The sequence below is a fragment of the Flavobacterium sp. CFBP9031 genome (assembly GCF_034044945.1).
GTDB lineage: Bacteria > Bacteroidota > Bacteroidia > Flavobacteriales > Flavobacteriaceae > Flavobacterium.
The window spans coordinates 142224-154547 of record NZ_JAXCWF010000006.1; the positions used below are offsets into that span (position 1 = coordinate 142224).

11 protein-coding genes are annotated in these 12324 nt (G+C 31.8%); 7 read left to right on the forward strand and 4 right to left on the reverse strand.

The features are described from left to right. Positions 1-58: 58 nt before the first annotated feature. From SOM12_RS12060 to SOM12_RS12070, 3 genes are read right to left on the reverse strand one after another with little or no spacing between them, the layout of a single operon-like run. Positions 59-1447: a bifunctional UDP-3-O-[3-hydroxymyristoyl] N-acetylglucosamine deacetylase/3-hydroxyacyl-ACP dehydratase gene (locus tag SOM12_RS12060; protein ID WP_095929337.1), complete on the reverse strand. Its 1389-nt coding sequence runs from the start codon at positions 1445-1447 to the stop codon at positions 59-61. Next, complete coding sequence (gene lpxD, locus SOM12_RS12065; protein ID WP_095929273.1) at positions 1440-2483, reverse strand: UDP-3-O-(3-hydroxymyristoyl)glucosamine N-acyltransferase; 1044 nt, start codon at positions 2481-2483, stop codon at positions 1440-1442. The genes SOM12_RS12060 and lpxD overlap by 8 nt, the downstream gene beginning before the upstream one ends. A 39-nt stretch (positions 2484-2522) precedes the next feature. Then, on the reverse strand, positions 2523-3752 hold the full coding sequence (locus SOM12_RS12070; protein ID WP_320493589.1) for an HD domain-containing protein: 1230 nt from the start codon (positions 3750-3752) through the stop codon (positions 2523-2525). Between the two features lie 223 nt (positions 3753-3975). Between SOM12_RS12070 and SOM12_RS12075 the strand changes: the two genes are divergently transcribed. The 5 genes from SOM12_RS12075 to SOM12_RS12095 all read left to right on the forward strand — a co-directional run bounded on the left by SOM12_RS12075 (position 3976) and on the right by SOM12_RS12095 (position 8538). After that, positions 3976-5529 (forward strand): bifunctional response regulator/alkaline phosphatase family protein, encoded by a 1554-nt coding sequence (locus SOM12_RS12075; protein ID WP_320493590.1) that lies wholly within the window; start codon positions 3976-3978, stop codon positions 5527-5529. Positions 5530-5633: 104 nt separating this feature from the next. Further along, complete coding sequence (gene tsaE / locus SOM12_RS12080) at positions 5634-6041, forward strand: tRNA (adenosine(37)-N6)-threonylcarbamoyltransferase complex ATPase subunit type 1 TsaE (RefSeq protein ID WP_320493591.1); 408 nt, start codon at positions 5634-5636, stop codon at positions 6039-6041. A gap of 84 nt (positions 6042-6125) precedes the next feature. Then, entirely contained in the window at positions 6126-7325 is a 1200-nt protein-coding gene (locus SOM12_RS12085; RefSeq protein WP_095929269.1) for an alanine dehydrogenase, read from the forward strand. Between the two features lie 36 nt (positions 7326-7361). Then, positions 7362-7736, forward strand: a complete 375-nt coding sequence (locus tag SOM12_RS12090) for a DUF4258 domain-containing protein (protein ID WP_095929268.1) — start codon at positions 7362-7364, stop codon at positions 7734-7736. 55 nt (positions 7737-7791) lie between these two features. Then, on the forward strand, positions 7792-8538 hold the full coding sequence (locus tag SOM12_RS12095) for a hypothetical protein (protein WP_320493592.1): 747 nt from the start codon (positions 7792-7794) through the stop codon (positions 8536-8538). Positions 8539-8576: 38 nt separating this feature from the next. Here the strand turns inward: SOM12_RS12095 and SOM12_RS12100 are convergent, their stop codons facing one another. After that, positions 8577-9242, reverse strand: coding sequence for a uracil-DNA glycosylase (locus SOM12_RS12100; protein WP_320493593.1), 666 nt, complete (start codon positions 9240-9242; stop codon positions 8577-8579). 163 nt (positions 9243-9405) lie between these two features. Between SOM12_RS12100 and SOM12_RS12105 the strand changes: the two genes are divergently transcribed. Continuing rightward, on the forward strand, positions 9406-11571 hold the full coding sequence (locus SOM12_RS12105; protein ID WP_320493594.1) for an endonuclease MutS2: 2166 nt from the start codon (positions 9406-9408) through the stop codon (positions 11569-11571). Positions 11572-11854: 283 nt separating this feature from the next. Then, positions 11855-12268 (forward strand): thiol-disulfide oxidoreductase DCC family protein, encoded by a 414-nt coding sequence (locus tag SOM12_RS12110; protein WP_320493595.1) that lies wholly within the window; start codon positions 11855-11857, stop codon positions 12266-12268. Positions 12269-12324: the final 56 nt, after the last annotated feature.

The following is a 12324-nucleotide window of genomic DNA, read 5'->3' on the forward strand; positions in this document are numbered from 1 at the left end:
TTTAATTAAAATATTCTAATTTGAAGCAACAAACCTAAACAATAAATTTGATAATTTATTATTGTTTTCTTGCTATTTGTGCCATTAATTCTGCCTCAGTAACTAATTTACCATTTGCGTAAGCGTTAGCCTGCATATGGCAAATTCCTCTTCTGATAGGAGAAATTAACTCACATTTAAAAATTAAAGTATCGCCTGGCAACACTTTATGCTTAAATTTAACATTGTCAATTTTCATGAAATATGTTAAGTAATTTTCAGGATCTGGAACAGTGCTTAATACTAAAATCCCACCTGTTTGTGCCATTGCTTCTACAATTAATACACCTGGCATAACTGGAGCTTCTGGGAAGTGACCTACGAAGAAATTCTCGTTCATCGTAACATTTTTCAATCCTACTACGTGACGATCAGACATTTCAATAATTCTGTCGATTAACAAGAATGGAGGTCTGTGAGGTAGCATAGACATGATTTTATGAATATCCATCAATGGCTCTTGATGCAAATCATAAGTAGGAACATGATTTCTCTGCTCTATTTTGATAATTTTTGCTAATTTTTTTGCAAATTGAGTGTTTACAAAATGCCCTGGCTTGTTAGCAATAATTTTTCCTTGAATACGAACTCCGATAAGAGACAAATCTCCAATTACATCAAGAAGTTTATGTCTTGCTGCTTCGTTTGGATAGTGTAAAGTCAAATTATCTAAAACACCATTTGGCTTAACAGAAATCTCTTCTTTACCAAATGCTTTCTTTAAATTCTCCATTGTAGATTCAGAGATTTCTTTATCTACGTATACAATTGCATTGTTTAAATCTCCACCTTTAATAAGTCCGTGCTCTAACAAAGACTCTAATTCGTGTAAGAAGCTAAAAGTTCTAGAGCTTGCAATTTCAGATTTAAAATCTGTTAAACTTTTAAGAGTAGCATTTTGAGTACCTAAAACTTTCGTACCAAAATCTACCATAGTAGTAACCTGATATTCGTCGCTTGGCATAACAAGAATTTCGCTTCCTGTTGCTTCGTCTGTAAAAGAGATAACTTCTTTTACTACGTAAACATTACGTTGTGCGTCTTGTTCTTCGATTCCAGCTTTTTCAATAGCTTCAACAAAATATTTTGATGAACCATCCATAATTGGAAGTTCAGAGGCATTCAATTCAATAATAATATTATCCAAATCACATCCAACCACTGCAGCTAAAACATGTTCTGGTGTTTGAATTTTCACACCTAGTTTCTCAAGATTTGTTCCTCTTTGAGTATTAACAACATAATTAGCATCAGCTTCAATTACCGGTTGACCTTGCAAATCTACTCTTACAAAAGTGAAACCATTATTAACGGGTGCAGGTTTAAAAGTCATTGTAACTTCTTTTCCAGTGTGTAAACCAACTCCTGTTAGCGAAATTTCATTTTTGATGGTCTTCTGTTTAACCATTATTTCCATTTTTTGGGTTTATTATTTGTTTTTTTAATTCTTCAACTTCAGCCACAATTTTAGGCAGATTCTTAAAATGAACGTACGATTTATTAAAATCTGTATATCCAAGAGACGGAGTTCCTTGTAGAACTTCATCATCTTTAATGTTTCTGGCTACACCCGATTGCGCTTGAAGCCTAACATTATTTCCTATTGTTAAATGACCTGCAATACCTACCTGCCCTCCAATCATACAATTCTCTCCAATTTTTGTAGAACCAGCAACACCACTTTGAGCGGCTATCACGGTATTTTTTCCAATTTCTACATTGTGAGCAATCATAATCTGATTGTCTAACTTAACTCCTTTTCTAATTATTGTAGAACCTAGAGTTGCTCTATCTATTGTTGTGTTAGCGCCAATATCTACATTATCTTCAATAATAACGTTTCCAATTTGCGGCACTTTACTGTATTCACCATTTTCATTTGGAGCAAAACCAAAACCATCAGCACCAATTATAACGCCAGAATGAATCGTGCAATTGTTTCCAATTACAGTTTCGGAATAGATTTTTGCACCAGCAAAAATGAATACGTTGTCACCAATAGTAACATTGTCGCCAATAAAACTATTTGGATATATTTTTACATTATTACCTAAAACTACATTTTGTCCGATATAACCAAAACTTCCTAAATACAGATTTTCTCCATATTTGGTTCCCTCAGACATAAATGACTGTGGTTCGATTCCTGTTTTGTTTAATTTTACCTGATTATAAAAGTGCAAAAGTTTAGAAAACGCCGCATAAGCATCTTCCACTTTAATTAGTGTAGTTGTAATTTCCTGTTCCGGAATAAAGCTATCATTAACAATTGTTACCGTCGCTTTTGTAGTATATATATAATTGATATACTTTGGGTTAGCCAAAAAAGTAAGCGATCCTTCGTCTCCTTCTTCGATTTTAGAAAGCTTAGAAACTTCTGCATTGGGATTCCCAACAACTTCTCCTTCTAAAATTCCTGCTATTTGTTCTGCTGTAAATTTCATCGCGACAAAAATATAAAAAATAGATTTTAAATGTTAATTTTATATAAGTTGTTTTGGAAAACAGATATAATATTTTGTCACCAATTTAGATAACGATTTCAAATTCAGCTGATCAGAAGCTTCAACAACATCTTCAATTGTTTTATCTTTTTTCAAAATACGAATAGGTTCTGCTTCTTTACTGTATGCTTGGTTTTTTATTTTCCCTCTAAAAATAAAATATCCAGCATCTACTGCCGAAATTTGATGTGCTTCTGCAAACTCTTCTTTTAAAGACTGAGATTCTTCCATCGGAATTTTTTCCGCACTAAGCTTAATTTTCAACAAATCTCTGTTAATTATCATTTTGCTTAAAGTAGAAAGTATAAAATCATTATGTCTCTGCCAAGCTTTCAGCGCACTAATAATATCAAAATCATCTAATTGCGAAAACAAATCCAATTTCTCAGCATCAAAATCTTCTAGTGTAATTTTATTTTGCATGAAATACATCAAAGGCTCACTGCAAGGCAATTTAACTCCTTTCAAAGTCAGTTCTTTTGCTCTCTTCAGCACCTTCATTAAAATTAACTCAGCTACTAAACTGGTTTTGTGCAAATAAGCCTGCCAATACATTAATCTTCTAGAAAGTAAGAATTTCTCGACGGAATAAATTCCTTTTTCTTCAATTACCAAAACATCGTTTTCAACATTCATCATCTGAATCAATCGTTCAGAATTTACATTTCCTTCAGCTACACCTGTATAAAAACTATCTCGTTTTAAGTAATCCATACGATCCATATCCAATTGACTTGAAATCAATTGCAGCATGAATTTTCTATGATATTCTCCCTTAAAAACCTGAATTGCCAAACTTAATCTTCCGTCAAATTCTTCATTCAGCTGATTCATAAACAATAACGAAATCGCTTCGTGATGCACATCTTCTACAATACTTTTTTCCATAGCATGCGAAAATGGCCCGTGCCCAATATCGTGAAGCAAAATTGCTATTAAAAGCGCATTTTCTTCTTCTTCAGAAATCACAACCTCTTTAAAACGAAGCGTATCAATTGCTTTCTTCATCAAATGCATACATCCTAATGCGTGATGAAAACGAGTATGATTTGCTCCAGGATACACCAAATACGATAATCCCATCTGAGAAATACGACGCAGACGCTGAAAGTAAGGGTGTTGAATTAAGTCGTAAACTAGTTCGTTCGGAATCGTAATGAAACCATATATAGGGTCGTTGAATATTTTTAATTTATTGATCTGAGTCACAGTCCAGTTATTTTTTTGGTCAACAAATATAAGTAAATAAGTATAAAGAGTTTGGTGTTTTTTATTTAAAAATCACACTTTAAATTACCATGATTATCAATAAAATACATTTAAAAATGTTAAAATTCAAAATAAAATCATGCTTCGACTTTGGTAATTTTATACTATTTTTAATACTTTTTAAGTTCTATAACTTTAAATTGCAGTAAAATTAAATTGATTTATGGATAAGATAAAAATACTTTGGGTCGACGATGAAATCGATCTTTTAAAGCCTCACATATTATTTCTCGAAAAAAAGAATTACGAAGTTATTACTTGCAATAACGGATTAGACGCGATTGCCTTGTTTGAAGAAGATAATTTTGATATTGTTTTTCTCGACGAAAACATGCCTGGAATGAGCGGATTGGAAACGCTTTCTGAAATGAAAGAAAAAAAATCAGCAATTCCGATGATTATGATCACCAAGAGTGAGGAAGAATATATAATGGAAGAAGCCATTGGTTCTAAAATTGCTGATTATTTGATTAAACCCGTAAATCCGAATCAGATTCTATTGAGTTTGAAGAAAAATTTGGATGATTCGAGATTAATCACAGAAAAAACAACTTTAGATTACCAGAAGGAATTCAGGAAAATTTCAATGGAATTGGCAATGGTTAATTCTTATGAAGACTGGATTGAATTGTATAAAAAATTGCTTTTTTGGGAATTAAAACTAGAAGACATCAATGATACAGCGATGATCGAAATTTTAGAATCTCAAAAAGTAGAAGCCAATTCCCAATTCGGAAAGTTCATTGAACGAAACTACGAAGATTGGTTTGCTCCAAAAGCAGATAAACCGATACAGTCCAACACCTTATTTAAAGAACTTGTTGTACCTGAACTTAAAAAGAAAGACAAGCCGATTCTATTTGTGGTAATAGACAATCTAAGATACGATCAATGGAAATCTTTTGAATCTGTCATTTCAAATTATTACAAATTAGAAAAAGAAGTACCTTACTACTCTATTCTTCCAACGGCTACTCAATATGCGCGAAATTCAATTTTCTCAGGTTTAATGCCTTTAGAAATGGAAAAACAGTTTCCTGAATATTGGAAAAATGATGTTGAAGATGGTGGAAAAAACCTTTACGAAGCAGAATTTTTATCCGCTCAATTAAAACGTTTGGGTTTAAACATTAAAGAAGATTATTTTAAAATCACCAATTATGCTGGCGGAAAAAAGTTAGCAGAAAACTTTAAAGCTTTAAAAGGAAATGACTTAGTAACGGTGGTTTACAATTTTGTTGACATGCTTTCGCACGCTAAAACCGAAATGGAAGTAGTAAAAGAATTAGCATCAGACGACAAAGCGTATCGTTCTTTAACTCTAAGCTGGTTTAAAAATTCTCCATTACTAGAAATTATTCAGCAAGCACAGCTTTTAGGCTTCAAATTAATTTTAACAACAGATCACGGAACAATTAATGTAAAAAATCCGTCGAAAGTTGTGGGAGATAAAAATACAAGTCTAAATTTGCGTTATAAAACAGGACGTAGTTTGACTTACGAACAAAAAGATGTTTATGTAGTAAAAGAGCCTAAAACCATTGGTTTACCCGCCATAAACATGAGTAGTTCGTTTATTTTTGCCAAAAATGATTTTTTCTTGGCTTATGTAAACAACTATAATCATTATGTGAGTTATTACAAAAACACGTATCAGCATGGCGGAATTTCTTTAGAAGAAATGATTATTCCGTTCTTGGTATTTAATCCGAAATAAAAGTTTATCGCCACGAATTTCACAAATTGACACTAATTTTAATTGAAAAGAAAGAATTAATTCGTAAAAATTCGTGAAATTCGTGGCAAAAATCAACACATACAATGAACATCGTTTTTTCATTAGATCAAATTCAAGAAGTTGCAGAGCAGATTATTGCTTCAAATCCAAAAAAAATCATTCTTTTTAATGGCGAAATGGGAGTTGGAAAAACAACTTTAATCAAACAGTTATGCAAAAGTTTAGGGGTTAAAGACGCTACAAGCAGTCCGACTTTTTCTCTTGTAAATGAATATCAAACTTCTAATAACCAAACCGTTTATCATTTTGATTTCTACAGATTAAACAAAGAAACCGAAGCGCTAGATATGGGAGTTGATGATTATTTATACTCCGGAAATTGGTGTTTTATTGAATGGTCTGAAAAAATTGCGAGTCTCCTTCCTGAAGACACTTCAACAATAACAATTGAGTTATTAGCAGATGAAAAAAGGGAATTAAAATTAGCTTAATATTGATCCTTACTATTAGCAGAATTTTTACACTAATTTTAAAACTTTTTACGTAATTTGTACCTTTAATTTTTTGCATTATCCATGTCAATCACATTAACTCCATTTACAAAACAACAATTAATACCGCAAGAAGAAAAACTTGAGGTAGGTCGTTTTAAAAGAGAACTTTTTATAGGAATTCCTAAAGAAACAAGTTACCAGGAACGCCGTATCTGCCTTACGCCCGATGCAGTCACTTCCTTAACTTATGAAGGTCATCGCGTTATGATCGAATCTGGAGCGGGAGAAAGTTCGAGTTATACAGATAAAGAATATGCAGATGCTGGTGCAGAAATCACAAAAGACACTAAAAGAGTTTTTGGCTGTCCGTTTCTATTAAAGGTAGAACCGCCTACTCTAGCAGAAATCGAAATGATCAATCCTGAAACAGTTATCATTTCTGCTATTCAGCTTAAAACTAAAAAGAAAGAATACTTCGAAGCGCTAGCGCAAAAAAAGATTACAGCTTTAGCTTTTGAATATATTAAAGATGAAGATGGATCCTATCCTGCAGTAAAATCTTTAAGCGAAATTGCAGGAACAGCTTCAATCCTTATTGCAGCTGAGCTAATGATTACTAACGAATTTGGAAAAGGCCTTTTGTTTGGAAACATTACAGGCGTCCCTCCTACTGAAGTTGTTATTTTAGGAGCAGGAACAGTTGGTGAATTTGCCGCAAAAACCGCTATTGGACTTGGTGCAAACGTAAAAGTTTTTGATAATTCTATTACAAAACTACGTCGTCTTCAAAACAATTTGAATCAAAGAATTTTTACTTCAACTATACAGCAAAAAGGTTTATTAAAAGCCTTAAGACGTTGTGATGTAGCCATTGGCGCCATGCGCGGAAAAGAAAGATGTCCGATTGTGGTGAATGAAACAATGGTTGAGCACATGAAAAAAGGAGCTGTAATTGTTGATGTCAGCATCGATACGGGCGGTTGCTTTGAAACTTCGGAAGTTACAACTCATGAAAAACCTACATTTATAAAAAGCAACGTTTTACATTATTGTGTGCCTAATATACCTTCACGTTATTCCAAAACTGCTTCATTATCAATAAGTAATATCCTAACTCCTTATCTTCATCAGATAGCTGAAGATGGTGGTATTGAAAGTGCAATTCGTTGCAACAAAGGTCTCAAAAACGGGATTTATCTGTATCACGGAATTTTAACCAATAAAGCGATTGGCGATTGGTTTGATTTACCTGATAACGATATTAATTTACTTGTATTCTAAAGGAACTTTAGTGTACCTTTGCAAAAAAAATATTTCATGAAGTTCGCATACCGTTTTGCATATTATCTGATTGGTCTCGTAATGGGATGTTTTATTGTATCAGGATTTTTTATTGGAAAAGACACTCGTTGTAATTATTTCCCAAATGCTCGAGTTTTAAATAACCTTAGAACAAAACCTTTTCAATATTCTCCAAAAGCCGTTCAGACTTTAAGCGAAAAATGGGTTGACACAGCAGACGTTAAAAATACATTAACTTATGGAGATGTAGATTTTGACCAAAGTAATGTTCCGTTCAATAAAGGAAAACTTTATATCATTGAAGGAAAGACAGTAAAAAATCAAGAGATTATTCTAAAAGTAGTTAATTACGAAAATAAAGCTGTTTTAGAAGAAATTGTAAAAAAGTGATTTTTTAATTCATAGACAAAAGCAATCGTTTTTTTTCAGATAAAATGTGTGACACATGAACGAGAAAATAACTTCTGTAAACATAAAATCTTTCAGAGAACATTTTTATAAAGCACTATCTGAAAAACTTTCATTTGATGGATATATCTTCAAAAGATCAAGCCAAGAGTTTATTTTAATTGATGGTAACCACATTTTCACTTTGCAAGCGTATACAATTAAAATGAATACGGGAATTGTGATTAAGATTAATGGATTTTACTCATCACAAACATTTAATGAAATTCAAAAATTAGTGATGAATAATTATTATTCATTGCAAACGAGCAATATTGTTGGAGGATCAACTCAATTTATTGCTGAAGAATATCATGAAATGTCTGATGTAAATATACCAAATGATTTTTGGTGGGACACAAATAGCATTTCAATTCAAAATTTAGCTGATGATTGGTATTTATTGTATTCACAATATTTGAAACCTTTTTTGAATAAATGTAGAGATATTGAATTTCTCAACCAACTTGTGAATGATTATAAAATTGACAAACCAGGTTTTATAGCGGGCGGCTACGACAACCGAATATTGAAAGGAATTATTTTAGCTCATATGGCTGGGGAATCAATTTCAAATATTGAAAATTTAGCATTATTATATGAAGATGAAGTACGAAAGAAAAAATACCCCTACTTAAAACATTTTATAGAAGTAAAAGATGCATTTTTTAGCCACTTAAGAAATACTTTCCATAATTTAAATTTTAAGAGTTTTTGTTTACATCAATTAAACAAAACAAATTGAGGCTCTACATTATTAAAATAGAACCCCATTTCTATATTCTACCACTCAATTTCCTTCAATCCTTTAGATTTCAGAAAAGTATTTGTCTGACTAAAATGTTTATTTCCGAACCAAAATCCCCTATTTGCACTTAATGGCGAAGGATGTCCCGATTTTAAAATATGATGTTTTGAAGCATCAATCAAAGCAGCTTTCTTTTGAGCGAAACCTCCCCAAAGCAAGAAAACAACATTTTCTTTTTCAGCAGAAATTTGCTTGATAACTGCATCTGTAAATTTTTCCCATCCTTTTCCCTGATGACTTCCTGCTTCAGATTGCCTTACCGTTAAAGTTGCATTTAACAGAAAAACACCTTGATCTGCCCAGCGTTCCAAATTACCTGTGTTAGGCATTGGTATATTGAAATCATCTTGAATTTCTTTGAATATATTTTGAAGTGATGGCGGAAAAGGAATTCCGTCATTTACAGAAAAACACAATCCATTGGCTTGATTTGGTCCATGATAAGGATCTTGTCCAATAATAACCACTTTTACTTCATCAAAATGACAATGATCAAAAGCTGAAAAAATCTGATTTCCTTTTGGATAACAAACTTTTGTTGCGTATTCAGATTTTACAAATTCGATTAAATCGTTGAAATATGGTTTTTCGAATTCTTCATTCAAAACTGGTTTCCAAGAAGAATGCATTTTTACGTCCATAATTTTTTTTATGCGAATTTCAGAAATAATTACTTAAAATCATATTTACTAAAAAGAAAAATATCAAAAATCGAAAGTCAAAAATTAAAATGACAATAAAGAAAAAAACTCATAATTCATTATTGTTTTCGTACTTTTGCCTCTACTTTCATAAAGAAATTAAATGATCAGTATTACAGAAAAAACATTACAAGACTTACAATTTCCAACTGTTTTGGAAACCATCTCAGATGGTTGCAACACCGATATTGGAAAAGAAAAGGCTTTACAAATAAAACCATTTAGAGACAAAGAAGAATTAATGCAATCGCTGATGCAAACATCAGAGTACGTATCTTCTTTTCAAAATAATAACGCAATTCCAAATCACGGATTTGACGCTATCACGCACGAAATTAAATTCTTAGCAATTGAGGATAGCTTTCTTGAAGTAGGAAGTTTTAGAAAAATCGCAAATCTTTCCGCAACAACAAATGTCTTACTGAATTTCTTGAAAAAATTCGATGACTATTATCCCAATTTAAATGCTAGAGCCTCAAGAGTAGAATTAACCAAAGACATTATTACTGCAATTGATGCAATTGTAGATAAATATGGCGAAATAAAAGACAATGCTTCTCCTGCTTTGGCTGGGATTAGACAAAACATGAACTTAGTTCGCGGAAAAGTGAATCAAAGTTTTGGTGTCGCTTTAACGCAGTACAACGGCTTGGGTTATCTAGACGATATTAAAGAAAGTTTTGTACAAAACCGTAGAGTTTTAGCGGTTTTAGCGATGTATCGTCGTAAAGTAAAAGGTTCAATTTTAGGGAGTTCCAAAACTGGAAGCATTGCTTATATCGAACCTGAAGCTACTTTGAAATATTCTCGCGAATTAGCAAACTTAGAATACGAAGAGAAAGAAGAAATTACAAGAATTTTAAAAAATCTATCAAATGTAATTCGTCCGTATCTTTCTTTATTAATTGAATATCAAGACTTTTTGAGCGACATTGATGTAGTTGCAGGAAAGGCAAAATATGCAAATCGAATAAACGGAATCTTACCAACAATTACAGAAGAAAGAAGATTATTCTTTAGAGAAGCGTATCATCCAATTTTATATCTTAACAATAAGCAGAAAAAAGAAGTTACGCATCCGCAGACCATTGAGTTAAAACAAGAAAATAGAATTATTGTAATTTCGGGACCAAATGCTGGAGGAAAAACCATTTCCTTAAAAACAGTTGGTTTATTGCAATTAATGCTCCAATCTGGAATCTTGATTCCGGTTCATGAAAGAAGCGAAACTTTTTTATTTGATAGAATCTTAACTGATATCGGAGACAATCAATCTATTGAAAATCACCTAAGTACTTATAGCTACCGATTAAAAAACATGAATTACTTTTTAAAGAAATGTAATAGCAAAACCATGTTTTTAATTGATGAATTTGGTACAGGTTCTGATCCTGAATTGGGTGGTGCTTTGGCTGAAATTTTTCTGGAGGAATTTTATCATCGTGAAGCGTTCGGAATTATCACAACACATTATTCCAATTTAAAAATTTTAGCAAACGAGCTACCATATGCTATAAATGCGAATATGATGTTTGACGAAAAATCTCTTGAACCAATGTATAAATTAGCTTTGGGTCAGGCAGGAAGTTCGTTTACATTTGAAGTTGCTCAAAAAAATGGAATTCCGTTTGGATTGATCAATCGTGCAAAAAAGAAAATTGAAGTCGGAAAAGTTCGTTTTGATAAAACAATTGCTACTCTACAGAAAGAGCGTTCGAAGTTGGAAAAAACTTCTTTGAATCTGAAAGAAGAAGAAACTCGTGCTCGAGAAGAAAGCAAAAAGATGGAAAACATCAATACAAGAATCCAACAAAAATTGGAAAGCTATCAGGAATTATATGACAGCAACCAAAAGATAATTTACATTGGACAAAAAATTGATGATATTGCTGAGAAGTATTTCAACAACAAAAACAAAAAAGAACTGATCGGTGAATTTTTGAAAATTGTTGAGATCGAAAACTCTAAACGTAAAAAAGCAACTCCGAAAGAAGTAAAAGCAAAAGTTGAAAAACAAAAAGAAATTATTGCTGAAGTACAGGTAAAAGTTGAGGAAATTCGAAAAGAGAAAAAAGAGAAGAAACTTAAACCCGTTATTGAAAAACCAAAACCAATTTTGAAAGTTGGCGATAGAGTAAGAATGCTTGACGGAAGATCTGTTGGAAGTATTGATTTAATCGAAAAAAATAAAGCAACAGTTAATTACGGAATTTTTACTTCGAAAGTAAGTTTAGATGAATTGGAATTGGTTGAAGCGGTTAAAAAGTAAAAATTTCAGTCTCGGTGGCAGTTTTCAATCTTTAAAAACGGCTAAAAAACTGCAAAACCAAAATGAAACGATTTAAGAAACGTTTTTATAAAATACGATAAAATAGATGCTTTATTTTTTAAAATTCATCTTAAAGGATTTATTAAAGCCGTTTTTGATTTATAAAATTTATTAAAAACGACAATTCAATAAGCAGAATTAATAAGTACTAATTTAATTAATCCAAGTTCATTTTTATGTATATCAAAACGTGAAATGTAAAATTTGAAATAAACACAATAAAATGGAAAGCCTTCCAGAAAATAAAAAAATAGTTCTTTTTGACGGAGTTTGCAATCTGTGCAGTTCTGCTGTGCAATACATTATAAACCATGACAAAAAAGACATTTTTAGATTTGTTGCATTGCAATCAGAATTGGGTATTTCCATTTGCAAACATCTAGGAATCAGTTTTTCTAAAATGGATAGTATTATTTTGTACGATCCAAAAACAGCGTATTTTTATAAGTCTTCGGCAGTAATTGAAATAGCTAAAAATTTTGGAGGTTTATGGAAGTTAACTCCTGTCTTTAGAATTGTACCAATTTTTATAAGTGATAGGATTTATGATTATGTTGCAAAAAACAGATACAATTGGTACGGCAAGAAAGAAAGCTGTATGATTCCGACTTTAGAGTTGAAATCTAAGTTTCTTTAAGAAATTCCAAAATTCTGAAATCCCAAATTCCAATAGCAAAACTTACAACATACGAT

What these genes read in the sequence shown, in the direction of transcription:
- SOM12_RS12060 (WP_095929337.1), bottom strand. Translation starts at nt 1,447, where the DNA reads ATGGTTAAACAGAAGACCATCAAAAATGAAATTTCGCTAACAGGAGTT.
- lpxD (WP_095929273.1), bottom strand. Translation starts at nt 2,483, where the DNA reads ATGAAATTTACAGCAGAACAAATAGCAGGAATTTTAGAAGGAGAAGTT.
- SOM12_RS12075 (WP_320493590.1), top strand. Translation starts at nt 3,976, where the DNA reads ATGGATAAGATAAAAATACTTTGGGTCGACGATGAAATCGATCTTTTA.
- tsaE (WP_320493591.1), top strand. Translation starts at nt 5,634, where the DNA reads ATGAACATCGTTTTTTCATTAGATCAAATTCAAGAAGTTGCAGAGCAG.
- SOM12_RS12085 (WP_095929269.1), top strand. Translation starts at nt 6,126, where the DNA reads ATGTCAATCACATTAACTCCATTTACAAAACAACAATTAATACCGCAA.
- SOM12_RS12090 (WP_095929268.1), top strand. Translation starts at nt 7,362, where the DNA reads ATGAAGTTCGCATACCGTTTTGCATATTATCTGATTGGTCTCGTAATG.
- SOM12_RS12095 (WP_320493592.1), top strand. Translation starts at nt 7,792, where the DNA reads ATGAACGAGAAAATAACTTCTGTAAACATAAAATCTTTCAGAGAACAT.
- SOM12_RS12100 (WP_320493593.1), bottom strand. Translation starts at nt 9,242, where the DNA reads ATGGACGTAAAAATGCATTCTTCTTGGAAACCAGTTTTGAATGAAGAA.
- SOM12_RS12105 (WP_320493594.1), top strand. Translation starts at nt 9,406, where the DNA reads ATGATCAGTATTACAGAAAAAACATTACAAGACTTACAATTTCCAACT.
- SOM12_RS12110 (WP_320493595.1), top strand. Translation starts at nt 11,855, where the DNA reads ATGGAAAGCCTTCCAGAAAATAAAAAAATAGTTCTTTTTGACGGAGTT.